Here is a 26,226-nt window from a genome sequence, read left to right on the forward strand (position 1 = left end):
TTGAACATAAATCATTTATGTGTTTATTCCCCACTCAACCCCACCAGCAACCGCGCCAAAGCCTGCACGGTTAAACGTTGTGATACATCCTCACCTCGCTTTAATCTATGAACCCTACTGCGTAAAATCAGTGATTCGGATTCAACAACATCATTGTTTCCGTCAAAGTCGCTGAAAATAATTGCTACAACTTGCAATGTCAACTCAGCACACAACTTTGCCCAAGGCTCAATTTCTGACTCATCTTTCACTAAAATTACTGCATGGGTAGCTTCCGCCATAATCAAGCGGTTCTCGTCTGATATTTTCCCTCCAATATCAAAGACGAATATCGGGGTATTGATACCTCTGACTTCCTGCGCCTTCAGTTTGGCGAACTCTTTAGTAAATCCTGCTTTGTATTGTGCTTTCAACTGGGCAGCTAGATCAGGATCGCGCCAGGCGGTTTCGCTGTACCAAGAACCATCGCCATCGGGACATCCGGAAATAAAGTATGATTCTGGTGCTTTAGGAATTTGCAATAGTGCTTGTTTTAATCCATCCCGAAAGCAAGTCTTTCCTGTATTCGCAAAGCCACACAACACAACTTTCAGGTTGTTTTGCGGCTGTGAGTCTCGCACCACATCTAAGGTATCCCCTACTCGATAGTCTGGATGTCTGCTAATGGTAACTACATATCTATCAAGCCCTTTATCTCCGATTTTCGGATCGAAGATGGCGATCGCATCATATACTTTCCCTAACTTATCTCCTAAGACCTGGCTAACTAATACAGATACCCGCCCGTTGATTTTAATCAGGGAACCTCCAGGTATATCTCCTGTAATAATCATTTCATCTAATTTTGTTGCCACATCGCAGACAATGCGATCGCCTGTAGCTTGTGTATTGCCAAATCCTACTTTAAGGATGTCACCCTGTAACTCTATATAGTAAGTCGTCATGATTCTTGCAGGTTTATCAAACCAATTTAATCCTATGGTTGCTTGGCTCATCAAATATCAATCAAGTCTCCCAGTTTATACGCTGGATTGTGTGTGATAGAAATCACATATTTACCTAACTTAGGATCGTAAAAAGCAACTGCCCCATATATATGAGCTAGCTTGTGTGCTAAAACAAATGCAACAGGGATAGAAATAGGCCCATTAATTTTTATAAGTGGCCCTCCTGCTAATTCACCTGATGCTGCCATTTCTTCTAGCCGGGCTGCGGCATCACGTACAATCTGGTCATTTTGGGCAGTTTCGCCAAAACTTACTCGTAATAGGTTGTCTTTAATCTCAATTTTGTAAGTAGACATTACCATTGCTTTGATTTGCTGGGTACATCATACACGCACTTGGAAAAGATGTCTTCCAAAAGGATGTATCTTAAAGAAAGTTATTTATCGAGATTCGGCTGTGTCTGAATTAGTATTTCAAGACGTTGCTCAAGTTGAATTATTGCAATGGTTAGCACGCGGTTCACTAAAGCAAAAACTGTTGCGGACAATTCGATTATGGGTGTGGTTACGATCTCTCTATGGCGACCGTCAAGAGCGTTTAGCTTTAAATGATTCGTTTACTTACGCAGAATGGCGAGACGCATTTTTTAGTTTCACTCACACTAAAGGCGAAGAAGTTCCAAGCTTGCACGATCCTGATTGCCCTTGTGCTAAAACAACTCAAGAGTGGTTATTTAACGAAAAAACGGGTGTTGTTGCTCACCAATGGCAAGCATCGTTGATGGCTCACACTGGGATAACAGATTCTAGAAAAGTATTAAAGCGAAGATTGTTTGGTATAACTCGTCGTTCCTTGCAAGGTGATTTAGAAGTTCTAGCAGACTTAGGTTGGTTGATTTATAAAAACGAAAAGTATTACCGTGTCAGCGAGCTTCCACAACGTCCACTTACGCCAAAAGATGAAGCTGAATCTAACAAACTGGGTGTTTATGAACTGAACTTTCTGCACGAAGATTTAGTAGAAATTGTCGAAAATCACTCTCACGAAATTAATGGTATACAACGCTTTTTTTTGAAGGTTGATTATGTAATTCCCCGTATAAATATTGACTTAGTTGGTGAATGGCAATACCAGTTACGTCAACTTTGGGCAGAAACTCCAGTACCACCAATCAAACTGACTTATGCAAGTGCCAAACTCGGAAGTCAGGTTCATTGCCTAGTTTTTCCAGTCTGTATTTACTATTTTCAAAGAGCCGTTTATTTATGTGCTTATGGCGAAAGTCCTGATCAGAAAACTGAATGGTATAACTTTCGCCTTGACCGGATTCAAAAAATGATTCCTTTGGATTGGGAAAATTCTCAACTACCACTAAACTTACGCAAACATTATCATAAACAGACTCTACCTAGTCCGGATGACATTGCTGTAGAGATGTCTAAAGCTTGGGGTTTTGATTTTTATTTGCCATCACAATTAATGTTAATCAGGTTTGATAAAGATTTTAGTGATCGCTATGTTACTGGTACTGAACGACATGAAACTTTTGAAGAAATTTCTTACCAGCAAGCACAAAACTTAATTAAACAAAAAATGAAACAACCAGAACAACAGGCTTTACTAGAAATTTTGAAAAATCGTTCACCAAAAGATGCTTATTACCAAGTGTGTTACCGCAAGCAAGATAATGGCATTGTAATGCGTCTCCGGGCATGGCGGCCTAAATGCGAAGTTCTCTTTCCTTACGAATTAAGGCAAAGTATTGCTGCTGATGTCGCCAAAGAATTTCAGCTTTACCACCAGAATTGAATTTTCTTATGAATACATTACACTTAACACCAAAATTTGAAGAAGCATTGGTCTATGCAACTCGTCTTCATGCTAACCAAACTCGCAAAATTAGCGGCGTTCCTTACATAGCTCATTTGCTGAGTGTGACAGCACTTGTACTAGAAGCTGGCGGAACCGAAGAAGAAGCGATCGCTGGCCTATTGCACGATGCAATAGAAGACCAAGGCGGCAAATCTACACGTGAAGAAATCCGCCAGCGTTTCGGTGAGACAGTTGTTACGATAGTTGATGGCTGTACCGAATGTGACACATATCCTAAACCACCTTGGCAAGAACGTAAGCAGCAATATTTAGAAAACCTGCGTCATGCTTCACCTTCTGTCAGGTTAGTCTCATTGGCAGATAAACTGCACAATGCAAGGTCATTATTGTCAGACCTCCGACAACACGGCAGCAGCATTTGGAAAGAGTTTAAAACTGGTAGGGAAGGAACTTTATGGTTTTACCAACAGTTACAGCAAGTTTATAGTGCTACTGGTTCAGATTTTCTGGCTCAAGAGTTATCACGGGTGATTCAAGAGCTTTGCAACGAAAGCTAAGAATTCGATTCAATTTTTAATTCCCTTACAGGGCAATGTTTGTGGAAACTTACTTATAAAGATTTCAGTCCTCTTGCGGGGTAATGGTTCGTGGAAACAAGAAAGGCTTTTGTCGTTTCCATCGCTGATTGCAGAGTTTCAGTCCCCTTACGGGGTAATGGTTCGTGGAAACCTTTGGGTAGGAGATTTGAGTAGAAATGATTCGGGGCAATTGTTTCAGTCCCCTTACGGGGTAATGGTTAGTGGAAACTTCATTAGAGGCTTGGCGAATATCAAGAGGAGAACATACGTTTCAGTCCCCTTACGGGGTAATGGTTAGTGGAAACCAACATTTGCCGTAGGCGGGGCGATCGCCTATGATCAGAAGTTTCAGTCCCCTTACGGGGTAATGGTTAGTGGAAACGACGCGGACGCCGCTAAACAACAAGCCCAACAGCAAGTTTCAGTCCCCTTACGGGGTAATGGTTAGTGGAAACGATATAAATTAGCCAAGCATGACTTTGCAAGTTATCTGGTTTCAGTCCCCTTACGGGGTAATGGTTAGTGGAAACATCGGGCTTATGCTGATTAGTGTGAACTCCTAAAAAACGTTTCAGTCCCCTTACGGGGTAATGGTTAGTGGAAACCTTTTTCTGTAGGATATTCTTCCCACTTTAGGAAGTTTCAGTCCCCTTACGGGGTAATGGTTAGTGGAAACACTGGCATTATCTGGACTCCACAAGATGACATTGATCGTTTCAGTCCCCTTACGGGGTAATGGTTAGTGGAAACCGTCCCCATTTCCCCGATTATCATTACTTGCTTGCCATCGATGTTTCAGTCCCCTTACGGGGTAATGGTTAGTGGAAACTACTCATTAGATATTTTATTATTGACAAATTTAATCAAAAGTATGTTTCAGTCCCCTTACGGGGTAATGGTTAGTGGAAACCTCCTCCCGCAATCCTTGCGATCGCGCGATCGCTTAACTCGTTTCAGTCCCCTTACGGGGTAATGGTTAGTGGAAACATCCGCCGCAGTAGTCATCCACCCGCTTTGCCATTGTAGTTTCAGTCCCCTTACGGGGTAATGGTTAGTGGAAACAGTAATCTGTTGGGGGGTGACAACCCCTCTCACAAGTTTCAGTCCCCTTACGGGGTAATGGTTAGTGGAAACTTATAGATTGATTCGTTCAGAATTTCGGGAAGACTTGTTTCAGTCCCCTTACGGGGTAATGGTTAGTGGAAACCTTTAAACTTAATCCCTTCTTTTCGCCCGAAAAATTGTTTCAGTCCCCTTACGGGGTAATGGTTAGTGGAAACCTCCATCATCAACCGTGATAATTCGGAGGGATTTAAGTTTCAGTCCCCTTACGGGGTAATGGTTAGTGGAAACCAGTGGATCTTTATTAAGTGAAAGTGAATTTTTAAAGTTTCAGTCCCCTTACGGGGTAATGGTTAGTGGAAACCATAATCATTAGCCATTGGTTGCTGGTTATTGGTTGTTTCAGTCCCCTTACGGGGTAATGGTTAGTGGAAACTTAGTGTCCTTCAGCCCGGTGGCTATGAAGAACTGTTGTTTCAGTCCCCTTACGGGGTAATGGTTAGTGGAAACCTGATGGATCTGACGGATCAGCCTTTCCAGGAGTATGTTTCAGTCCCCTTACGGGGTAATGGTTAGTGGAAACATTTTCAAAACAAACTATTTGTTAGTTTAGAAAATGGTTTCAGTCCCCTTACGGGGTAATGGTTAGTGGAAACACATTGAATCAGTAAGCGGGAACAGCACTTTTAAAAGGTTTCAGTCCCCTTACGGGGTAATGGTTAGTGGAAACTTTCGCTTGTGGCATAATTCAAAATTCCCTTTTTGTGTTTCAGTCCCCTTACGGGGTAATGGTTAGTGGAAACATTCCCAGCAGGTTTGCTTTGACGTCTAACATCTCTAGTTTCAGTCCCCTTACGGGGTAATGGTTAGTGGAAACCTGCTTCGCTCTTGTCCTTGCTGAGTGTCCACACCTGTTTCAGTCCCCTTACGGGGTAATGGTTAGTGGAAACGCTAAGTCCGTTTCTATCGGTGGCGTTGATGATGTGTTTCAGTCCCCTTACGGGGTAATGGTTAGTGGAAACGCTAAGTCCGTTTCTATCGGTGGCGTTGATGATGTGTTTCAGTCCCCTTACGGGGTAATGGTTAGTGGAAACTACCATGCTGTTTGATGGCTATATGTCTGGGTATAGTTTCAGTCCCCTTACGGGGTAATGGTTAGTGGAAACTTCTAGCGCCTTTAATACAGCCGCTCGCGCATCAATTTGTTTCAGTCCCCTTACGGGGTAATGGTTAGTGGAAACTGCTCGGTGCTGAAACTGTTACAGAGCAAGCTTCCTGGGAAGTGTTTTGACGGATCGAAAAAAAAGGTCATTTTCAGCCGCTCTTATTGCAACTAATTTGCAACTTCCCTTAGCACTGAAACTTTGAAACTATTGTATTGTCAAGGTTCTGGCGATTTTGACGAGTCTCCGGCGTTTTTGACCTCGCTTCGACTTGCCAAATATGAGGCTGATACAGACATCATATGGCGATTACTTAGGTTTGTCGAGTATTTTCCTGACTATAACTGATTCTTGGATATTGGCACTCGGAGTTTAAACCATTTTCATCGCTAAAATTTTCTGAGCTACTGCTTCACTGATGGGCATCACTGATAATCGATTTCCTGTTCTGACCAGTATTAATTCTTCAGGGCTAAATTTCTCCCTGAGTGCTGACAATAAGATGGGCTGGTTAAACGCTTCAACGAACTCTACTACAATTGTCTGCCAACGTGGTGATTCAGGAGTTGATTTTGAATCATAGTATCCCTCTTCTGTCACTTTCCGGAATAAGCAAATAGTTCAGGAGCTAAATCATCCAGAAGCATAATAGGGTTTAAATTGATTCATTGCTGCAATTAAATGATTGAATCCCAGTAACAAATGTGAATTAGGGAAAATACTTAACCAGGGATAAATTAACCAAAATAGTAAAAGTGGTTGGATAATGAGACGCAGATTATTTAAAGCATTCTTCCATCCAGATTCATGGTTCCATTGCGGATGGTTAGAAAAATCAACATCACTATTATCTTGTGCCTCAGTCTCAAGTTGACGAGATTGATCTAAGCCTAAGAAGACAGGAGAATTTAAACTAATCATCGTGTAAACACAAAAAATAATCTCCCACCACCTCTCAATATGTTGGAAATTGGTGAAACGGTAATCTGTCCAGCCTAGCTCTTGTTTACACTGTCGAAATCCATATTCTACCCAGGTTCTTAATCCATATAAGTCACCTAAAATTTTCTTGAGATTACCTTGCAGATTCGTCATCACGAAAGAGGTAGAATTTTCCGGCATGGTTTCTGGGTCAGTAGTTATTTCCCAGTAAGTTATGGCTCTTTTTTTACCATAAATTATTTCTCGTATATATCTGGTTTCTGATTTTTGATTGCTAAATGTTCTCTCAAACTTACACCACTTATTTGCCCTAACGCTTTGCCCTGAAGGTAGCCAGACTCCATGATTACTTCTAATTGCTACGACATAAGCTAATTCATATTCATTCAGTTTTTTAATGAATTCGCTACTTTCACCATATAAACTATCTGCTAGTACTAGTTCAATATTAAAGCCTTCATTTATTAATTCTATAATAATTTCTGATGCTAACTCTATTTTGGTTTTATATTTATCTCCTGATTTGAGCGTCCCCTTCGGTTTAAATACTTTGAAACTTAATGGAAATGTTATATTGTCATAAACTCCATAAGCGTTGACTGACACTATTCCATTATCTATTTTTCCTACGCTCCCTAGATATTGTCTTGCTACATAATCTGTCTTTTTACCTTTTTTCCTGTCTCCCGTTTCATCTATTACTACGGTTATCGCATGACCCTTTAATGCTTTCTTTAATTTATCTAACCTTCGGCTCTTTAATTTCTCTACTAACCAATCTGAATTGGCTATAAAATGATGTAATGACTGTGCCGAGTTTATACTTACTACTTTGGCTATTTCTGGTAATGATTTTCTTTTTATTGGTGAAGTTATCCCTAAATGTAAATATTTAAAGCACTCATAATTTCTTACTTCTTTAAACAGGTCTTTGTACTCTGCACAATATTCATCTATGATCGCAACTGTTGGCTGGGCATCCCTTGGCAAATGTTTCAGGATTTGTAATTCTACATCCATTGCTCTACTTACCTTGTAGAGTTTTATCTTTCCTTTATTCTATTCATTATATCCGGAAAGTGACAGAAGAGGGATATTTACTATCTAGCTCAAATTGTGCCGGGTCAGCAATATCTGTTTTGGTTACACGCATTAACCCAGCAATACCAGGACAAGGAGTGTTGGAGTGATAGAAAAAAACTAAGTCACCAAGCAGCATTTGACGTAGATAATTGCGAGCTTGGTAATTGCGTACACCATCCCAGACAGTTTCACCCTGCTGTTGAAGGTCAGAGATACTGTAGACTTCTGGTTCTGATTTCATCAGCCAATAATTCATTGAGAAAACATAGATATACAGGCTTTTTAATTTACCATTTGAGTCTGTTTTGGCAATATTTCAGCAGTATTTTCGCAAAATCCTTTGACCTATTGTGGAGTAATGGTTCATACACACCACCAGCGATCGCTAGATGAAGTTGGAGAGTTCGCCTTTTGTCTGTGGAAACCTGGATGAGGAATATCAATATACTTGCTAGCCTTTACAAACCTTTCAGTCCCCGTGAGGGGATTTGGTCTGTGGAAACCCGAAAAAACCGACGGGAGTCGGCGTAATTATTTGATGTTTCAGTCCCCGTGAGGGGATTTGGTCTGTGGAAACCTTACAGTCCGGTCTAATACTGAAGCTAACTTGTTTCGTTTCAGTCCCCGTGAGGGGATTTGGTCTGTGGAAACAACTCTATAGATAGCTCCTGGGTCTAATAAGATACGTTTCAGTCCCCGTGAGGGGATTTGGTCTGTGGAAACGTCAGTTTTTGTCTCAGGTTGAGTCATCATAGAAAAGTTTCAGTCCCCGTGAGGGGATTTGGTCTGTGGAAACTTGTCGGCTCGCTCAGCTGATCGCCCAAGTTGGGTAGTTTCAGTCCCCGTGAGGGGATTTGGTCTGTGGAAACCAGAATCTATGCATTTTCTGTTTCTCGTCTTTGTGTTTCAGTCCCCGTGAGGGGATTTGGTCTGTGGAAACCAGCGGATACTGTGGGGTAATCGTGGGCTGGCCGCTCAAAAGTTTCAGTCCCCGTGAGGGGATTTGGTCTGTGGAAACCTCTGCAATAGATTGAAATACAAGAAATTTAATGTTAGTTTCAGTCCCCGTGAGGGGATTTGGTCTGTGGAAACTGCTCGGTGCTGAAACTGTTACAGAGCAGGCTTCCTGGGAAGTGTTTTGACGGATCGAGAATTTTGGTCATTTTCAGCCGCTCTTATTGCAAGTAATTTGCAACTTCTCTTAGCACTGAAACTTTGAAACTATTATATTGTCAAGGTTCTGGCGATTTTGGCGAGTCTCCAGTGTTTTTGACCTCGCTTCGACTTGCCAAACATCAAGCTGATTAATTAATCATAAGATGAGTATTTGTTATTGTCGAGTTTTTTCACGGGTCGCCTCAATCCCTAATCCCAGATTCTTGCTCAATCAAACTCAACAGCTTTTCTTCCACCGCAGTCAAATACGGTCGCTTCAACTCCCCCAGATATTTCAACACAGCACGAGCAGTTTCTTCTAAATTTTCGCTTTCCTGTAGTCGATTAATGCGATCGCTGATTAGCTGCATCTGCTGACATTCCTGGGGTAAGTAGTTGAAGGACTTTAGGTGCGGCAAACCAACGGTGTACTCCCCATCCCAGGTTTTGACAGTGCAGCTAAAATCATTCACTTGACTTACGATACCCCAACAGCCACCCTTACCCCTGAGTTCTGGATTATCTTTGGCTAAAATTTGGCAAACTTCCCCCAGTTGGTAGGTGTTGGGTACTTGAGTACGTTCCATTATTCGCTGCACCGCATCTTTGACAATGCGATGAGATGGTACTTTCCCGTTGGCAGATTCTACCGCTTGTTGCCATGCTTCGGGCTGAATGTCTGGGTCTAGCTTGGTCAACGGTCTAACTTGCCACTCATTCGTCGGCAAAATGTGATCGTTCCGATCACATTTTTCTATCAAGTTATCAAAAACAACAGCCGCTTCCATTAAAAGGTAGGGTTGGCGGCGGGTATAACCGAATCTCTCGCGACAATAGTCTTCAAAAGTTTTGTGCGTGGAACGGTACAGTCTGCGATCGCGGAGTTCCATCAAAGCCTTTCCCGCCTCAAAGACTGCTCTTTCTACTTTACGCTCTAAATGAAGGCGATCACTCTGCTCCTGCTCGGTTAGTTCTGGAACTTCAACTGCGGTAACAGTGATTATTGCTGTAGCTGGGTCTTCTTTAAGGTCTTGGTTATCTGGTGGTGTGCTGTTACTGGATGAAGTAGAGACAACTTTTTTGCGCTTTGAGGATGGTTTGGTCATGATTCCATCTCTTTAGTTCCGCAGCATTTTCTCAATCTCGATTACAAACAGACTTGGTTACAAATAGGTTTTGAGTAGAGTGCTTAACTGCAATTGCCTCATTAATGAAACACAGGTAAAGGGAAAGAGGATTGGCTGTGACAAAATTACGCATTACCCTCTCCTTCCAAGTTGACGCCAAAGTTAACACCCAAAACGTCTTCAATTTTGTAAAGTGTTTCTATAGGAAGAGATTGCTTTTCTTCTTCAATTCGATACCAATTCATTTGAGACATCCCGACAGCCTCACAAATTGCCTTAAGTGAGCGCGAATCAGCTTCTCTAGCCTCCTTGATTTTTGCACCTAGTCCAGGGACATCAATTGATATCGTTTTCGTAACCTTCATTAGAGATGAAATCATAACACTTCCTTATTAAAGCACCACGTGAAACTTGATATGCAAATCATAACGCTTCACGTGAATAGTTGACAACGTATAACGTGAAGCGTTATAATTGAGAAATAAAGAAAGCGCCCCGACGACCAATCTGAAGCGCTTTCCGTCCCGTTAAGAACTTTACTCATCATGACATACCAAATCTACAGCCAACAACAGCTGCAACTGAAATCCATCGCCCGTCTCAAGCAAATCTACAGCGAAATCGGCTGCACAGTGGAGGTTAGCGACAAACGCTGCAAAGATTCTTGGATTACTGCCATTATTGATTATCAATCCGCTCAGACTCACAAAGTCGCTAATGAACAAGCCCTAGCTCAAGCCGAACTCGACGACTACATCGCAGGACAAGCCCAAGCCGTTGCACCCGAAGCACTCACCCCTGTAGAAATCTCTTTTGACCATCACGAATATTACGCTGGTAATCAACTGATAGCCAGCATCACCCATGACGATGACCACTTAACACAACGCTGGGTAGTCATGGTAAATGGTATAGAGAAATTCCGTGCTAACACTTGGGCAAGATGCCATCGCTTCATAACTTGGCACCTAAACAATTCGCAATTGCCAAGTCGCAATTCGCAATTAAATGCCATACCTAAAAGTAAGAAACCTTACACCTGTAATGATTCAATTCACAATTGCGAATTGCGAACTGCGAATTGCGAATTGCACCAGCAAGGCACACTCCATACGCCACCAATCCCACAAGTACAAGAACTGACATTTTTAGAAATCTCGTACTACGACCAAGAAGTACATATTGGTGATTATCATACTGATAGTTATTTGGTAGCCAGTATTAGCTTCGACCACGATAACTACGAAGATTTATACTGGCGGGTGATGATTAACGGGCAAGAGATTTTCCGAGACGTTACACCCGCGCTTTGCTACGAATACATCAAGCAACAGTATCAGCAAGGCACGTTACCAGTACAAGAGCAGTTACCAGAAGAAGTTTACACCACAGGTAACGAAATCATGTCCCAGATTTTCACCGAGTGTGAAAAATTCGGCTTTGAAATTTTGGATGACGGCATATACCACAACGACGTGAAGCTGGGCGAAGTCGGGCAGACTAACGATAGGTGGTGGTTCACACGCGCCACAGACGAAACACAGCAGCGCATTCCCTGTGACTCAGCATTGGATGCCGTGTGGTGGCTGTCGATGGTGGAGGACTTAACCGATGCAGAAGTGGCTAACTGTGAGCAATTGCTAGACCTCCCCTTTGAGCAGTTAACCGCCCATGACTGGCAACGGTTGCGGGAGTATGAACCTGTAGCAGCGTAATTGCAATTCGCAACTCGCAATGGGCTGCGCCCCGCTACGCTAACGCAATTCGCAGTTTAATTGCGACTTGCGAATTGGAAATTGCGAATTGGTATTGCTCCTTTGCCTAATTCGTCCCTTCATTCACCAACCACAATAATGCAACCCACAATATCCATTCCCCGACACTGGGGCTACCCTCGCTTTGCTTTGGAACAGCGTACAGAACAAGGCACGATTCTAGGACTTTATTACTATCCATCTGGTACAGAACTGGCTGAACAATTTGGTGATGGTTGGCGTTATGCCATGATGCCTAACAAAAATCCTGACGAGATATCGTACTTACAAGAGAATCAAATTCAACAGCTATCTCCACAAGAATTATTCATACAAATCACAGCAGAGATTGACTTCTACCATCGTCAGATATCCATTCTGCAACAACAGTTATCAATATTAACTGGAGGTTTTACCAATGGCTAAAACTGTTGATAACTACGTTGAGCGAACTTCAGCCAGACTATTGCGTTCTCTGCAAAAAAGTGGGGGTAAAGCACCTCTGCACCGTGTTCAATTCACTAATTCAATTATTCAGTATCTTCTGGATAAAAAACTGGTGCAAGTACAGAACACAGGACACGGTTTTTTATTGCAGATTCCTGAAGAGTTTTGAGTAGAACACAAGATTTAGGAGCAATTGAAAATGCCTCATCCTCCTCTACATATATTAGTCGATGCTGCAAAGTTTATTCTGAACGAGATTGCAGTACACCCTGATTTCCAAGCTCTCGACTATCATCCTGATCTAACTATAGGGGATGCTCAAACAGCACTGTCTTATCTCAAGCACGAGCTAGAAGAGAATTGCAGATATAACAATATCTCGGATTAGAACAAAAGCGATCGCTCAAATCATTACTTGTTTGAGTGATTGCTACATATAGAAAGTTAATACTTCCTTCTCAACCAACTAAACACTTCAGAAAATATGAACACTGAAATTCAACTAGGTCTTTGCAATCCACCTGAACCAGTTTACTTGTATGTCAATCAGGGAGAAGTAAATGGGGAATCTTACGTTTGGTACAAGTTTGATATTAATCAAGATAAGAAAATACCAGTGACTCAACGTGCATTGGCTGGGTATTTGTCAGAGTTGCGATTGATAACTAAAGAATTCCAAGGCAAGGATAATATCAAACTTGAGATTGTTGTCAGCGCCGATGAACTTTATGTTATCAGAACTTCGGTAGAGACCAACTTTGCCAAAAGCTTTCTTCTGGCTGCATCATGTATTCAAAATTTTGATAAACCACTAATTATTGCTGCTACTGCTGGAGAAAAGAATACAGTTTTCTGCAATCTTTATGATGCAGCAACTAAAACCAGGATCAAGAGAGAGTGGAGCAAAGATATCGATTGGGCAAACATCATTCATGATATCCAATTTATTTTAGGTGGCACATCCTCAACTATTCCACCAACGCCGAAACTTAGTGTAGTTCCTCAACCAATCCACCCACAGGATTTACGAGTAAAAAACATTCGCACTTTACTTGATTATCCGTTGGATTTGGTCAAAGAGTGGTTACGATTTCAAGACGTTGAGCTTCCTAGCTCATTACCTGAAGAAAAGATTGATGAGCTAATAAAAATGATGTGCTTAGCTTGGGCATCGGACAAGTGTGAGCATCCTAATTATGCGGAATCTTCTTATCAAAAGCAGGTGATTGATGCTGTGGCTAATAGTGCTGATGAGTTAACAGCAGTCAAAACATGGATGCAACACTTGCAAACAGTAAAAGCTGGTGTGATGTAAGACATTTTATCAATGCAGAAGTCAGCAATAACTATAATCACTGACTTCTGCAAATATCCATTAACCACGTAGGAATTATTTAGATGAAAGTCGTCGTTACAGTTGTTGAAAAGATTAGTAGTGAAGCACACATTGATATTCCTGATGGGCTTGATGAACCTGCTATCAAAGAATACATCACCGACTTATACAACAGTGGGGAAATGCTGACTGATTTGAATATATCCCAAGTCAATTTTGAATCAATCAGCGCTCAAGTTTTGAAGCCACAGCTTTCTACAAATTCATTATCTCTATAAAGTTTTAGAGGTTTACAGATGAATAACCAATGGACAGATAAAGAACTTGAAACTTTAGAAGAAATGGCGTGTCTCTACAGTGTAAAACAAATCGCATATCGGCTCAAAAGGAGAGGATACAAACGCTCAACATCAGCTATTCAAAATAAATTGCGTTCCTTGGGATACTCTGCACGTCCAGTGCTTGATAACTACAATTGCTGTGAAATAGCCAGAGTTCTACAACTTAATTCCGCTACTGTTTGGAGTTGGGTCAACAAGGGCTGGATTCGTACAACTCGACGCTCTGGTAGATATTATCAAATCAAAAGTAAAGACTTGAAGCGATTTCTTCAAAACCCACCCCAACGAATCAAGAATCGCATTGCTGCCATCGATAAAGATGCTATCGAGTATTTGGTAGGGGAATTAGCATGATTGACCACATTAACACGGCTTTTCTTTGCTGGTACATCTCACCACCTTGGGGTTATTACATTCCACCAGTTGAAGTCAATTTACTGGAACGAGTCTACATCGGAACTACAAGGACATTCGGCTACTGCTGTGGGGTGAAGTGGAAACACGACAGATGGATTTATGCGATTGTTTGCAACGACGACATCATCTACACCACAGAACACGAAATCATCGGCACTGGGGAGATGCAACTGGCTGCACTTGAAAAACCCGCTTTCGTTCTCGGCGATCGCGTAATACTCCGTTCTGATGATCAGCGGACAAAGCAGCGGCTAATTCTGGGGATTCAACTGCTTAACAGGTCTTGGTTTTATTACGTCGAGTGGATGCCCCCTGCGCTGGAAGAAGTCAACACTCTCGATGATCGATTGGCTCTTGTTCAAGAGAAGGATTTGGCACGGATGCTTTTTTAGCGCGATCGCCGTTTTGAAATTATTAGGACTGCTACATGAATTACTCATTCAACCAAAGCGTTTCAATTACTACCCCGGCTTTACCTCCTGTTGAAGAACGACTGCATACTTTGGTGGAGGCAATGAAGACCTTAGCTGAACTTACAGGAGGCAAACTCAACCGTGAACTCGAACAGCATTTTCTCTCCTGTGCCGCCAATCTCTTAGCTGAACATAATCGGCAACACGCAAGCCAATTTGTCGGTAAAAAGCCACGGCTAATGGTCAAAAAGTAAAACGACCGCATACACAAGGGAGAGATTTCGCACTATATCTCTCCTTCCCTTGAACAATTACTCCCCAGTCTCTCCAATCACACAAGTAGAAATTATGTCTCAAATCGAAATTGCACAAATCATAGAACAAATCAAGTCAGAAATTGAAGTTGATGAATTCGGTCAAGCTAAAGCCAGTGTTCGAGCAACTGCAAGACTGGCTGGAGTTGACCACACTGCAATCATTAATCATCTCCAAGGTGGTGAACTAAAACCGACTAAATTAGCCCAAACCATTATCTCACAAGGATTTGAGGCTGGTGAACTAACTATGTGGAGAAACCTTGGCATCCCTGACGTGGCGATCGCAATTATCCTAGAATATTACGCCTACGATGCTGGTAGATATTCCACCAAACAAGCCCGATTGATATGCCGTTCATTTAACACCATCGGTATTCGAGCATGGATTCAAGACAAATTGGGTTGGATCAAACCCGCCGCACCTACCGAACCGGCAATGACCCAAATACAATTACTCGCTGCGATCGCACAACAGATGGCATTGCAAGAACAGCGTTTGCTGGAACAAGAGCAGCAGCAGACGGAAATCTTGGTGAGAATTGCTGCGGTTGAAGTTGAACAAGACCGTTTCAACAGTCCATGTGGTCACAAGTACAGCATTGTTGGTTTCGCCAAACTTCAGGGATTAGAAATATCTCTAGCAGAAGCGGGTGGCAAAGGTAAAAAAGCCAGCGCATTGTGCCGCAAGAAAGGAATAAAGGTAGAACACATTCGTGACCCACGCTTTGGACAAGTCGGTTTGTATCCAGAAAGTATTCTGGTCGAAGTTTTCAAAGCCGAACAAAAATAAAAGCGAACGCTCGATACAGAACAGTGGCTTACCAAGCAGCTCCTAAAGAGCGTTGCAATTTTATGTCATAAGTCGTTCTTACCAGTCTAACAGTAGAAGGTTAAAAACCATACATCGCCAAAAGCATGAATTTGAGGAAACTACCATGCAACAACTTGATTTATTTCCACAATCAGCCCCAGTATTACCCGTCACCTACTATCCCGATTTCCTAGAAAGGCAGCAAGCCTCGGAACTTTACCAACACTGTTTGAAACTGGAGTGGCAGCAGAATTACATCAGGATGGTCGGTAAAACTATGCCCGTCCCACGCCTCGAATGTATTTACGGCGATAAGGGCTGCAACTATCTTTACTCCAACAGTGTGTTTTTACGACCACTCCCTTGGACAGAAAAACTGCAAGAGTTACGGGACTCTATCACTGCCCTTACAGGCTACAACTTCCGCATTGTTATCGGCAACCAATACCGTTTGGGGGCGGATTCCATAGGGTGGCACGCTGACAATGAAGCATCAATGGGATTGGAGCCGGCAATCGCATCAATCAGCCTGGGGTCGTGTCGCAAATTCCAAATCAAACCAATCGGAGGCAGAGCAACGGACTTCTGGTTAGAACACGGGAGTCTACTTGTGATGCATCCAGGCTGTCAGTCTACGCATCTGCATCAGGTTCCCAAGACGAACAAAGTAGTCGGCACTCGGATTAATCTTACCTTCCGTCCGCACATCGGGAGTAAATAATTGTGATTCTCCCAATCATGTATAATGACCTCACTTAGTTCATTTGTACTACTAAGAATCAGTCAGGATTTAGAACAAGAAAGTTCTTACACATGAAACGTTAGCCCTCCTGAGATTTGGTATAGCGTTTCACCATTGCATCATCCACCAATCGTATTCATTGAAAAGGAGTCAGATATGGGAGAAGCTAAACGCCGTCGTCAGTTAGATGCAAACTTCGGCAAACTTCAAATGCCTGATTGTCTTAAAGGAATGACAAGAGAGTTTCTCAACAAACAAACTGACTTAGAGATTATGCCTGTTTACGATTCTAAAAATTCTGGTCGTGAACTTACAAAGCGTCATCTAATTTTACCCACACCATCAGAGCAAAATGATGCTCGTCAAGAGTTGCTCAAACATCAACAGCAAATCATGCATCCGATGACTTCTTTAATACAAGAACATGGTAAAGGATGGATTGTTCACAGACACAACTGTCGAGAAAACTGTACCGACTGGGGATATATTCCTGCTACCACTTTGTCTTTAAAACAACTGCAAAGTGGGGTTTTCTCTGATGATTTAGGCTTGGTGGTCAGTGGTGTGATTAAGTATGCCCTCGAATCGTGGAGTTTTGAGCCATCAAATCAATTGATTCCAGTTATTGCAATCAGCAATAGTAACAACGACTCGTCCTGGTTGTATTGCATTTAGGTCAGAACAAGCAGCAGAGGTTTGGATATGTATGGAGTTTTTTACTCTTCCAAACCTCTGCAACTCCGTGTTTTTTCTAACTAAACCTTTTTATACTCCTGCCCCAGGCTAATCCGCTCCATTTTCACTCGCTTTAAAGGAGTCAAAAATCATGGGAGAAAGTAAACGTCGCCGTCAGTTAGACCCCAACTACGGCAAACCTAAAATCTCTGATAGTCCCGATACAAACACAAATGAAAAAATCATAGAACATCTTGAAAAAGAGATTCTATCAGTACACTACCGCCAATTCACAAACCATCTCAGCTTACCTCCACTACCTAAGCACAATAGAACTCGTCATCAAACAAACATTATCGACATAGACCAATATCCCAATTGTCAGTTATCACCAAAGCATTGGCATGAATGGGTTATCGGCTCCGCCGTTGACCCCACAATTACCGCGCTCAATGTCCATTCTATAGAGGGAGATGAAATATACGAATACCTAATGTATGCCTTACCCCAAAGCGCCCGACGCAATGACGGACGACTGCGTGATGGCTACTTGAGACGATACGCTCACATCAACAGTGCATGGCGAGTAGGTGGACTAGATCCTCATAACAACTGGAAACCAATGGAGTGGGGACGTATCAAACCCGACAATCCCCGGCTTGAATGGGATAGTGAAACTCAAAGCTATACTCAAAAATCAGTTAAATATGAATCGCCCCCCAAAACCCCAACCCGTGTCACATATCTGAGAGTACCCTTACACATTTGGAAATTGGTCTCGTTGAGGTATGACGTACCAATGCCAGAACACATCACTGTCACACAAGAAGGTGAAGCATTAGGATTCTGGGCTTGGGTGATGGCACATCCCGAAATCCCTGTAATTCTTACGGAGGGCGAAAAGAAAAGTGGCTGTTTGCTGACTTTGGGATTTGCTGCCATCGCACTCCCTGGAATTTGGAACGGGCGAGTCGGCAAAGAAGACTTAGAACGACTCCATCCTGATTTAGTGCCAATGGCGCAACAAGACCGTAAGTTCGTCATTCTCTTTGACTACGAAACCAAACCCAAAACCAAACAGCAAATTTTCCAAGCCACACGTCGGACTGCTAGAGTTATCCTACATCTTTCTTGCCAATGTTCAGTCGCAGTACTGCCAGGGCCAGAGAAGGGGATTGACGATTGGGTAGTGGCTCTGGGGAAAAAAGCCGAAAAAGCCGTCACCGCGATGATTGATGATGCTCTCTCCATTAACGAGTACCAGAAAACATTCTTCACCCATCGCTTCCGGGGACTTAACAAATATAAGCCCAACATCGTAGTTAATAGCCGCTATCTTTCAGAGGTAGTTCGTTCTCTGCCCGAATCTGGAGTTGTTTGTCTAGTTTCCGATATGGGTACTGGCAAGACCGAAATCATGTCTCAGATGAGAAGAGATAATCCAGACTTGAGCTTTTTGAACAATGGGCATCGCGTTAACCTGCTCAAAAATTTGAGCGATCGCCTGCAAACTGCCATGTATTCGGCGATGTCTTCCAAGGACTGGGCAAAAGCTAAAGCACTGAGTATTACTGTAGACTCGTTGTATAAAATGGCGAATAATTTACAGGCTTATGACATCTTACTTCATAGACGAAGCCTGCCAGTATCTTGTCCACTTGCTCAAGTCCAAAACTTGCAAGGAACACCGCGGGGCTATCCTGGAGGTGTTGGAGTATCTCGTCTACAACGCCAAGCTGGTAGTCTTAGCAGATGCTCACCTCGATGATATTACCATCGAGTTTTTTATGAAAATGCGACCAGCGGGAGAAAAACCATACATCATCAAAAATGAGTATCGTTCGGGTGGTCGTCAGGTTTACTGGTATGAAGGTCACAACAGCAGTGCATTGGTTGCAGAATTACACGTCCAACTCATATTGGGCAAGAAGTTGATGATAGTCAGTGATAGTAAGCGCTTCATCAAGAAACTAGAACGTGCCTTAAACGGTAAGACAACAATACACAATGATGACACACCGGAACCAGAAGAAGACCGAAAGCTCAGAGTCTGGACTATCCATTCGGAAAATAGTGGCAGTGATGAGAATATCGTCTTCATTCGCGAGATTAACACTGCAATTAAGGATATCGACGCACTGCTTGTTACTCCCAGTCTCGGCACAGGTGTAGATATCTCGACTGAGCATTTTGATGCTATTTTTGGTGTGTTTCACGCTGTTTCCCAATCTGCAACTGAATGCGCCCAGCAATTATGGCGAGTTCGTCCCAATGTGCCGATGTATGTTTGGGTGGCCCCTCGTCCTCCCTTTGGTTATGCTGAAACTAACCCCCAACGCATCAAGGAGAAAATCCTTCAGAAAAACGAGATGACTGCTTTTCTGATTCGCATCGACAAAGAAACAGGTAAGCGTGGGGCAGAGAAAGACTGGATGTTGGATACCAGCTGTCAAATTGAAGCACAGCGCAATTGGTCTATCAATAATTTACGAGCTGATCTGCGATCGCTCCTGGAGGAAATGGGCAATACTATTATTCCTGCTGGAGACGGTAGCGATGATGGGGCTGCTCGTTGGATCAAGGCAGCTGGCGATGTCCTCTCTTGGGAGCATTGTACTAAAGTTGCCAGCGCCAAAGATATTGATAGAAGGACTTATGACAGCAGACAAAATCAAGATTACCTCAAGCCGGAGGAAGTTTTAGAATGTGAGAAGTTTCGTATTCAGGACACCTACGGGATGACTGTTACTCCTGAGCTGGTGGAGAAAGATGATGGAGGGCGGTTGATAAAGAAGATTATCGCACTCGAAGGCTTACTTGCACAGCTAGGGGGAATTTTCACTGATGACCAGGAAAGAGAGTTTGTTTCACCGCCCAATGTTGTGGCCGATAGGGATAGAGCAGAACGCGCTCGCCTTGCCATCTGCACGGACTGGGGCAATTATTCTACATCCTGGCTCATGCGTCACCGACTGGGGTTGAGGCCAGTGTTGATGGATTTGTTCGCCGGGATTGAGGTGACGGGGACTGAGCCAGTTCTTCAAGCGATCGCGGATTTCTCGAAACGCAATGCATCGCACATCAAGGGTATCTTAAATCTCACCATACCGCTTGACGAGTCACCGATGTGGATTTTGGGGCAGTATTTAGAGCAACTGGGACTATCTACCGAATCGCGGCGGCCTGTGAAAGATGGAAAACGGGTTAGGTATTACAGCCTTAATACTGAGGATGTGGTGTTTGCTCAACAGGTGTTGCAGTACCGCCAAAAGCAGCGGGAGGAGAGGGAAATCAAACGGCAAGAGGAGCAAGAGCGTCACGCTGCTTATGCTGCTACGATGCAGGCTCAGTATGGTATTGAAGTAGATAGACCGTCATCTAATCTCTCGTCCATACCCCCCGCTAATAAAGATGGAAGTAATAATTGGGGGGGTATGGACGGACAGCAAAATCTCAGTAATCAGTGGTGGGATAGAGTAAAATACTATGCTCGGCTGGCAGTTGAACGTGTAGAACACGGCATAGATTCGGTAAAAGAACTGCTCAGTACGCTCACGAGTGATCAGCGTTGGGGCGTGATGCTGGAGTTCGAGGAGGTCAGCCCAGAGAAATTTACTCAGTTGCTTGTAGATGCCCCGCAGTGGGTGGAGTGGATGGTTTAATTTACACCCAAGTTTAGTACTAGAGCAATAAACTATTGCTTGCGAGGTGTGTCTGCCACCAACGATATAGCTACACCCTCATTACAAGTCAAACTTCTTATCACCGCTGACGAGCGTTGACAAATTCTGCTGCCAATTCCTGACGGTAAGCCTTACCGGAATGAGTCTCTGGGGCAGTGGTAATTTTGGAGGCGGGTATGGGTCTGTGTGTGGTGTGCTCCCGGGAAAGTGGCGGTGTAGGGAGCGAGTAGTTCACTGTTCCATCAAAACCATTACTGTGAGCCGGTGATTGTGCAAGTTCTGAGTTTGGGGCAAACAATCTCTATCACCTTGCCCTTGAAAAAAACATGGTTTAACTATTATCCATGTCCAACAATGGTTAAAAAGCTTTCTTCCACTTCTATTTCCAAAATTGGAAATGTAACTTCCATTTATAACGATGTTATAAAACTGAGTTCAAATTATTATTTGAATTGTCAGGTAAGCAAGAAGTATGGCAGACAAAAGGTAGTAAGAAATCAGTTGATATTATTTGCACAGATTTGTTGCTAATGCTTATATTTTAAAGTTTTGACTGATCCACTCTCAATAAAATTGGAGGTTAATATGAATCAAACCAAAGTATTATTTACTCTCATGCTTGGAGGGCTGTTAGCAACAGCAACAACAGCAGAAGCTTCTTCCCCAGATGCTTTGGAAAAACACTACCAACAAGTAAATACTAGTTGTCTAAATGCCAGTAATTTACAGAATGCCCAACCCGTTGGTAGTATTTTCCGATTTGGTGATGAAGTTGGCTATGATGCTCTGCTTATTCGTGGCAACTATTCACAGCCAGATATGAACAATCAAGTTGGGCAATTTCTTTGCTTATTTAATCGTCGCACTCGTCAAGCGTATGTTCGTGAAGTCAAGCAACTCCAACAATCTCCAAACAAGACCTTATCCGGTCTACCAGGCCAGACCATTGAGCAAGTGCGACAATGGGCTAGCAAGCACAGTTTTTTGCTTCCTTTGCAATCAGTAGAAAAGCTTGAGCAGGGATATCCCAATTACAAAAGCGTTATCAATCTCGGTCAAAAAGCAGGCTTGTCTGCTTCATACATCGCCTTCGAGGTCTTTACTGACTCCAATGGAATTGTTACTAGCCAAACAATTGACTACAGAGACTATAGCAGTATTCGTCGCCCGCTTGCCTTTACACCAAGCCATTCGCAAGGACTACAACTGATCCAAACAATCTATGGTGAGCAAATTAAAAATGATTTCATACAATCTAAGTTCCTAAAGCACAAGGATGTTACTGGCTCCAATGGGCTGAAAGTAAATGTTTACGTAGGCAAACTATTTGTTTACGAAACTTGGAATAGTAAAGATTCTTCTGCTCAATTTAGTATTTCTCGCTTGGAAGATTTCAAAGGAGCAAAACAAATTCCTGCTCAAAATTTTAATGATGGACTTGATATTCTACTCAAGGCATCGCGTTGGTAAGTAAGCAAGAAAAATATGCACAACAAAACACCGCTGTTCCTTATTGTCGTGGGTTGGAATTACTTAATCAAGCTCATAATGTTATTGATGTTTCGTGGAGAACTCTACCAGAAGCGCAAGAAGAAGGGACAATCGAACTAGCTAAAGCTGCTCAGAAAATGGGTATACAGCCGACTTCGAGTTACAATGGCATAGGCAGGTGGGATTCATTAGAGAATTGTCAAAACAATAATTAGCTTGGCTATTTTAGATTAAAGCTAATACCAATTCTCTATAAATCTGCATAGAATAAAGCTTGGTGGAAGAAAGCTTCAAGGATGAAATCATAACTTGTCAAAGGGGAGATTACCGGAGAAGATAATTGAGCTAATTCATGTTGAACCTGTTGACCAATTGATCTAGGTTTCAGAAAATTTTCCCCTTAACCAAAAAGTGTTGCCACAAAAGTATAAGTAAAAGTTCCCGCTTCTACTCGTTCAATCCGCATTCCCGGATGAGTATGAGTAGGTCGTTTCGCTCTTGGTGCGATGGTATAACGTACAAGCTCAAGAATCTGCTTTTGATCTTCAGTCGGATAACCACTCGCTAAAACTTCACGGGTAACAGATTGAGTGTAACTGTTGGGCGAAGAGGTTTCTTGGCTGTTAAAGATGAAAGTAATAATTGGGGAGGGTGTGGACGGACAAGCAAATCTCAGTAATCAGTGGTCGGATAGGGTACTATGCTCGACTGGCAATTGCACGGGTAGAACACGGCATAGATTCAGTAAAAGAACTGCTCAGTACGCTCACTTCGGATCAACGTTGGGGCGTGATGCTGGAGTTCGAGGAGGTCAGTCCAGACAGATTTGCTCAGTTGCTTGTAGATGCCCCCGATTGGGTGCAATGGATGGGGTGAACTTGCCAAGGTTAGGATAAACCAGTTTATTGTCACGAGAAAGAAAATGATGTTTGACTTTGTATACGCCCTCAATATCTTAGGGAGTATCGCTTAACATTTCTGTTTTCATTAGCATGGCTTAGTCATGAGAGGAGCTTCTCCCATCAGACTGTAATCATCAGTGAGAGGCTAAGGTAATTGCATTTCTGTCAAGAAGGTAGAAGAAAAGGCGATAAATCTAGCTTGGAGACTGGCTTTGGCAGATATTCAACCACTTCTTGCGTCTTAATTCTCTGGGGCAACGAAGTACTTGGTTTAACATTTTTTTGATCCAGTCCAATCACTCCTTGAATACTAAAAGGGGTGAACAAAACCTGTATCAATGAAAGGATATGCTCAAATCTCTTCACCAATTGTAAGCGCAAGCGACTCTTATCCGTCGCATTTATAGCATTGCTCATCAAAGTTGAAATTTGACTATTGAGTTATTCAGATAGTCACATGATTCCTGAACAGGTGTTTAACCAAATATTTTCCTAACTTGGAAAGCACTTTTCCTCAAATGATGTAGAAATTCTAGTTTGATTAAAAGTATTTTACTGATATTGAAGTTTAAACCAGAGCAAGACAACGTATTTTAAATTATCAACAGAATGTCCCAATAAACTTATATCTACCCTTTCAGAAAAAACTCCCTCGTATTTAATAGAGCAAATGCTCGGGAATTTAATATGCTGGAATTTCAAAAGGAGAGTATATTCTACTATCCATTGTCGCAAATCAAGACTGTGAAATGATAAATGTCATGGTCAAAAAATATTAACTTAGAAACTCAAATTTATCTTCAATGTAATTAATAGGAGAAATCAAGAAATGGTCGCGATAATCAGCATTAAAGAAACAAAAAGTAGCTGGTATAGTTTAGAGAGAGAAGTTCTCGAATCTTTTTATACTGAAGACATTACAGATAACCAAGACAAACTACATCTTGCTTTCCTTATGGTTGCAAAAGGTTATGCAAGACTTTCTTCCCAAGACATGAACTTTGAGCATATTTACCAAGAACTATGTCAGGATGAATATTATACTCATGGTTTATCAAAAATATTACTTTTGTCTGGATATAACCCAGATACAGGAAGAGTAGAACCATTAGGAACAGTAAGGCTTGTTCTCGCTTCAGAGCAAGCTCAATCACTAAGATTAATGCCTATAGAAGCTATGAGTTTATTCTCGCCTATAAATGGTTGGGCAAACTACAATTTTGCCGGATTTAACATTAAAGAAACGGCTGAATTAACGAGATTTGCAGTTACTCCATTTTCGAAAAATGGAATATCTAAAAAAATTCAATTATCCAGTCTTATTCTCAATCAATTAACGCGAGATGCCATCCAAATTGCTAGAGAAAAATATTATCGCTCTCAAACATGGGCAATACTACCTCGATACATTGTCAAAATTAGCGAAGCTTTAGGTATCACTGTTATCCCATGTCCAGAAGTAACAATAAATTATGAAAACTGCGCGGCTCTTGTTAATACATATAACAAGTATTGGTTGCGTAGCAGTCCTGGTTTTTATAAAGTTCTTGCTGAAGATTTAAATATGTCCTATTTCACACAAATTAACAACTCACAACAGTATTAAATCAATCATGCTTAAAACAACTTGGAAACAAATTCGTTTGGAGATAAACAAGCCCTACCCTGCTTGTCCTACTTTAGTTATCTTATCGCTGGATGGACTATTAATCATAACTTCTGGGTATTTAGCACAAGTGTCTACATTGCTTACCTGGGCGTTTAGCCAAATTATCATGGTCATCGTTTTGACTCATTTTTACATCATCCACCATGAAACAGTTCATAATGCTGTTTTTAAAGACCGTACACATAATGAAATACTAGGACATATTCTTAGTTTAATCATTGCACTCCCTTTTTTGCCTCGTCGCCAGTCTCATCTACATCACCATATTTGGGCAGGTAATATCAATGATCCTCCTAATCAGCGTCTGATCAATCGCTTATCCAATGCTTCTAATTCAACACTGGAAATAATAAATTTCTTGTGGAAGCTTTGTATTCCTGTATTAACTGTCAATGAACGCATTGCACTTTGGATTAAGCCCTTTGTACAATGGTTTAGAGGTGAGCGCACAAAAGCCCATAAAAAAGAGATTGTTTATCAAGTTTACTACTTGGCATTTTACTTTTTGTTTTTTGTAGTTTTGGGCTTATTTGGCTTTCTCGCATTTTTTATCAGTTGGTTTTTCCCTGCCTGGATTATGCTTCTTTTTGTAGAAGATATGGCTAATTTGCCTCACCACGCAGATACGGAGCTTTATGATACGCCCCAACCTCGTCCTCTGTGGGAGCAAGATTCCATCACCCATTCATGCCGTTCAATCACTTTCTGGTCTAGTTGTGTCTTGTTAAACTTCAATTTGCACACTGCTCATCATTTCTTTCCCTGGATTCCCTGGTATGAGTTACCTGAAGTTCAAAAACAAATGCAGAAATATGCACCTGAATTGGGTGAAGAAAATGTCAACGAATTTTCCTGGCTAATCAAGCGTCGAGCGGTTTCTTTTAGAGATGTCTTTCAAGCCTACATTAGAAAATGATCATGGGTTAAACCCAGGACAAACGCATCTAAATTACTCTTGAACACAACGAAGGTTAAGAAACGAATGGCACTAAGAGTGGTACTCGCAATATATGAATTCGCAATATATGAATTATTTCGGTGCTAGGGCAATCCATTTTTAATAAATGAGTTGGCTCGCCATCTACATTACTATCAACTTTAAATAAAGTGTATTCATTATATGAATCTAATTCTGTATTCTGACTCCTTTTCTAAGCTACTTCAGTCTAGAACCGCCCGAAATACCTGAAGTCTGCGGTGGAGGATCGTTAAGATTATTGTCATCTTGGGCTAGAGCCATTGAGGGCATAAATAATAGTAAGCACAGAGCAATATAGATGACAACGTTGTTCCGAAAATACTTTTCTAAAAGGCATAATACTTGAGCCATGTTTCCCC

30 protein-coding genes, 1 pseudogene and 2 CRISPR repeat arrays are annotated in these 26,226 nt (G+C 42.0%); of the genes and pseudogenes, 21 read left to right on the forward strand and 10 right to left on the reverse strand.

Annotation, left to right across the window (positions count from 1 at the left end):
- Positions 1–23 precede the first annotated feature (23 nt).
- A complete protein-coding gene (locus WKK05_RS13280; protein ID WP_341530140.1) occupies positions 24–995 on the reverse strand; it encodes a CRISPR-associated protein Csx3 in 972 nt (323 codons plus the stop codon).
- On the reverse strand, positions 995–1,309 hold the full coding sequence (locus WKK05_RS13285; protein WP_341530141.1) for a CRISPR-associated protein Csx3: 315 nt from the start codon (positions 1,307–1,309) through the stop codon (positions 995–997). Before WKK05_RS13285 ends, WKK05_RS13280 begins: the two co-directional genes overlap by 1 nt.
- A gap of 94 nt (positions 1,310–1,403) precedes the next feature.
- On the opposite strand from WKK05_RS13285, the gene WKK05_RS13290 reads away from it, so the two are divergent.
- Complete coding sequence (locus WKK05_RS13290) at positions 1,404–2,756, forward strand: TIGR03985 family CRISPR-associated protein (protein WP_341530142.1); 1,353 nt, start codon at positions 1,404–1,406, stop codon at positions 2,754–2,756.
- Between the two features lie 8 nt (positions 2,757–2,764).
- The gene (locus WKK05_RS13295; protein ID WP_341530143.1) at positions 2,765–3,337 is read left to right on the forward strand and encodes an HD domain-containing protein; all 573 of its coding nucleotides are present in this window, start codon (positions 2,765–2,767) and stop codon (positions 3,335–3,337) included.
- Positions 3,338–3,398: 61 nt separating this feature from the next.
- A CRISPR array of direct repeats spans positions 3,399–5,661; the repeat unit is 37 nt; unit sequence GTTTCAGTCCCCTTACGGGGTAATGGTTAGTGGAAAC.
- Positions 5,662–5,955: 294 nt separating this feature from the next.
- Here WKK05_RS13295 and WKK05_RS13300 read toward each other — a convergent pair.
- From WKK05_RS13300 to WKK05_RS13320, 5 genes and pseudogenes are all read right to left on the reverse strand, one after another.
- Entirely contained in the window at positions 5,956–6,183 is a 228-nt protein-coding gene (locus WKK05_RS13300; protein WP_341530144.1) for an EVE domain-containing protein, read from the reverse strand.
- A gap of 33 nt (positions 6,184–6,216) precedes the next feature.
- Positions 6,217–7,545: an IS701 family transposase gene (locus WKK05_RS13305; RefSeq protein ID WP_341530145.1), complete on the reverse strand. Its 1,329-nt coding sequence runs from the start codon at positions 7,543–7,545 to the stop codon at positions 6,217–6,219.
- A 73-nt stretch (positions 7,546–7,618) separates the two neighbouring features.
- A pseudogene (locus WKK05_RS13310) lies at positions 7,619–7,864 on the reverse strand (EVE domain-containing protein); the annotation flags it as partial.
- Positions 7,865–7,996: 132 nt separating this feature from the next.
- A CRISPR array of direct repeats spans positions 7,997–8,700; the repeat unit is 37 nt; unit sequence GTTTCAGTCCCCGTGAGGGGATTTGGTCTGTGGAAAC.
- A 266-nt stretch (positions 8,701–8,966) separates the two neighbouring features.
- The gene (locus tag WKK05_RS13315; protein ID WP_341530146.1) at positions 8,967–9,869 is read right to left on the reverse strand and encodes a hypothetical protein; all 903 of its coding nucleotides are present in this window, start codon (positions 9,867–9,869) and stop codon (positions 8,967–8,969) included.
- 146 nt (positions 9,870–10,015) lie between these two features.
- Complete coding sequence (locus WKK05_RS13320; RefSeq protein WP_341530147.1) at positions 10,016–10,270, reverse strand: helix-turn-helix transcriptional regulator; 255 nt, start codon at positions 10,268–10,270, stop codon at positions 10,016–10,018.
- A 165-nt stretch (positions 10,271–10,435) separates the two neighbouring features.
- Here WKK05_RS13320 and WKK05_RS13325 point away from each other — a divergent pair, with 165 nt between their 5' ends.
- The 14 genes from WKK05_RS13325 (at position 10,436) to WKK05_RS13390 (ending at position 20,805) form a co-directional block, all read left to right on the forward strand.
- A complete protein-coding gene (locus tag WKK05_RS13325) occupies positions 10,436–11,605 on the forward strand; it encodes a hypothetical protein (RefSeq protein ID WP_341530148.1) in 1,170 nt (389 codons plus the stop codon).
- 138 nt (positions 11,606–11,743) lie between these two features.
- Entirely contained in the window at positions 11,744–12,070 is a 327-nt protein-coding gene (locus tag WKK05_RS13330; RefSeq protein WP_341530149.1) for a hypothetical protein, read from the forward strand.
- A complete protein-coding gene (locus WKK05_RS13335; protein ID WP_341530150.1) occupies positions 12,063–12,260 on the forward strand; it encodes a hypothetical protein in 198 nt (65 codons plus the stop codon). Before WKK05_RS13330 ends, WKK05_RS13335 begins: the two co-directional genes overlap by 8 nt.
- A gap of 30 nt (positions 12,261–12,290) precedes the next feature.
- Positions 12,291–12,479 carry a hypothetical protein gene (locus WKK05_RS13340; RefSeq protein ID WP_341530151.1) on the forward strand — a complete coding sequence of 63 codons (189 nt, stop codon included), beginning with the start codon at positions 12,291–12,293 and terminating at the stop codon, positions 12,477–12,479.
- Positions 12,480–12,575: 96 nt separating this feature from the next.
- Complete coding sequence (locus WKK05_RS13345; RefSeq protein WP_341530152.1) at positions 12,576–13,406, forward strand: hypothetical protein; 831 nt, start codon at positions 12,576–12,578, stop codon at positions 13,404–13,406.
- Between the two features lie 83 nt (positions 13,407–13,489).
- Positions 13,490–13,705: a hypothetical protein gene (locus tag WKK05_RS13350; RefSeq protein WP_341530153.1), complete on the forward strand. Its 216-nt coding sequence runs from the start codon at positions 13,490–13,492 to the stop codon at positions 13,703–13,705.
- Positions 13,706–13,723: 18 nt separating this feature from the next.
- A complete protein-coding gene (locus WKK05_RS13355; RefSeq protein ID WP_341530154.1) occupies positions 13,724–14,122 on the forward strand; it encodes a helix-turn-helix domain-containing protein in 399 nt (132 codons plus the stop codon).
- Positions 14,119–14,577: a DUF1392 family protein gene (locus WKK05_RS13360; RefSeq protein ID WP_341530155.1), complete on the forward strand. Its 459-nt coding sequence runs from the start codon at positions 14,119–14,121 to the stop codon at positions 14,575–14,577. The genes WKK05_RS13355 and WKK05_RS13360 overlap by 4 nt, the downstream gene beginning before the upstream one ends.
- A gap of 35 nt (positions 14,578–14,612) precedes the next feature.
- Entirely contained in the window at positions 14,613–14,852 is a 240-nt protein-coding gene (locus WKK05_RS13365; RefSeq protein ID WP_341530156.1) for a hypothetical protein, read from the forward strand.
- A 94-nt stretch (positions 14,853–14,946) separates the two neighbouring features.
- Positions 14,947–15,705 carry a hypothetical protein gene (locus tag WKK05_RS13370; RefSeq protein ID WP_341530157.1) on the forward strand — a complete coding sequence of 253 codons (759 nt, stop codon included), beginning with the start codon at positions 14,947–14,949 and terminating at the stop codon, positions 15,703–15,705.
- Between the two features lie 145 nt (positions 15,706–15,850).
- Positions 15,851–16,447 carry an alpha-ketoglutarate-dependent dioxygenase AlkB gene (locus WKK05_RS13375; RefSeq protein ID WP_341530158.1) on the forward strand — a complete coding sequence of 199 codons (597 nt, stop codon included), beginning with the start codon at positions 15,851–15,853 and terminating at the stop codon, positions 16,445–16,447.
- 177 nt (positions 16,448–16,624) lie between these two features.
- Entirely contained in the window at positions 16,625–17,143 is a 519-nt protein-coding gene (locus WKK05_RS13380) for a hypothetical protein (protein ID WP_341530159.1), read from the forward strand.
- A 151-nt stretch (positions 17,144–17,294) separates the two neighbouring features.
- Entirely contained in the window at positions 17,295–18,911 is a 1,617-nt protein-coding gene (locus WKK05_RS13385; RefSeq protein ID WP_341530160.1) for a DUF3854 domain-containing protein, read from the forward strand.
- Positions 18,802–20,805 (forward strand): plasmid replication protein, CyRepA1 family, encoded by a 2,004-nt coding sequence (locus tag WKK05_RS13390; protein ID WP_341531082.1) that lies wholly within the window; start codon positions 18,802–18,804, stop codon positions 20,803–20,805. Before WKK05_RS13385 ends, WKK05_RS13390 begins: the two co-directional genes overlap by 110 nt.
- A 100-nt stretch (positions 20,806–20,905) precedes the next feature.
- Here WKK05_RS13390 and WKK05_RS13395 read toward each other — a convergent pair whose 3' ends face one another.
- Positions 20,906–21,124 (reverse strand): hypothetical protein, encoded by a 219-nt coding sequence (locus WKK05_RS13395; RefSeq protein ID WP_341530161.1) that lies wholly within the window; start codon positions 21,122–21,124, stop codon positions 20,906–20,908.
- A gap of 287 nt (positions 21,125–21,411) precedes the next feature.
- Between WKK05_RS13395 and WKK05_RS13400 the strand changes: the two genes are divergently transcribed.
- From WKK05_RS13400 to WKK05_RS13410, 3 genes are all read left to right on the forward strand, one after another.
- On the forward strand, positions 21,412–22,296 hold the full coding sequence (locus WKK05_RS13400; RefSeq protein WP_341530162.1) for a hypothetical protein: 885 nt from the start codon (positions 21,412–21,414) through the stop codon (positions 22,294–22,296).
- Positions 22,290–22,532: a hypothetical protein gene (locus tag WKK05_RS13405; protein ID WP_341530163.1), complete on the forward strand. Its 243-nt coding sequence runs from the start codon at positions 22,290–22,292 to the stop codon at positions 22,530–22,532. The genes WKK05_RS13400 and WKK05_RS13405 overlap by 7 nt, the downstream gene beginning before the upstream one ends.
- A gap of 436 nt (positions 22,533–22,968) precedes the next feature.
- A complete protein-coding gene (locus WKK05_RS13410) occupies positions 22,969–23,193 on the forward strand; it encodes a hypothetical protein (protein ID WP_341530164.1) in 225 nt (74 codons plus the stop codon).
- 191 nt (positions 23,194–23,384) lie between these two features.
- Here WKK05_RS13410 and WKK05_RS13415 read toward each other — a convergent pair whose 3' ends face one another.
- A complete protein-coding gene (locus WKK05_RS13415; protein ID WP_341530165.1) occupies positions 23,385–23,636 on the reverse strand; it encodes a hypothetical protein in 252 nt (83 codons plus the stop codon).
- Positions 23,637–24,048: 412 nt separating this feature from the next.
- Here WKK05_RS13415 and WKK05_RS13420 point away from each other — a divergent pair, with 412 nt between their 5' ends.
- Positions 24,049–24,825 (forward strand): hypothetical protein, encoded by a 777-nt coding sequence (locus tag WKK05_RS13420; protein ID WP_341530166.1) that lies wholly within the window; start codon positions 24,049–24,051, stop codon positions 24,823–24,825.
- Positions 24,826–24,832: 7 nt separating this feature from the next.
- A complete protein-coding gene (locus WKK05_RS13425) occupies positions 24,833–25,804 on the forward strand; it encodes a fatty acid desaturase (protein ID WP_341530167.1) in 972 nt (323 codons plus the stop codon).
- A 240-nt stretch (positions 25,805–26,044) separates the two neighbouring features.
- Here WKK05_RS13425 and WKK05_RS13430 read toward each other — a convergent pair whose 3' ends face one another.
- A complete protein-coding gene (locus WKK05_RS13430) occupies positions 26,045–26,218 on the reverse strand; it encodes a hypothetical protein (protein WP_341530168.1) in 174 nt (57 codons plus the stop codon).
- Positions 26,219–26,226 lie beyond the last annotated feature (8 nt).

Origin of the sequence: Nostoc sp. UHCC 0302, from assembly GCF_038096175.1 — a bacterium.
Taxonomy (GTDB): domain Bacteria; phylum Cyanobacteriota; class Cyanobacteriia; order Cyanobacteriales; family Nostocaceae; genus UHCC-0302.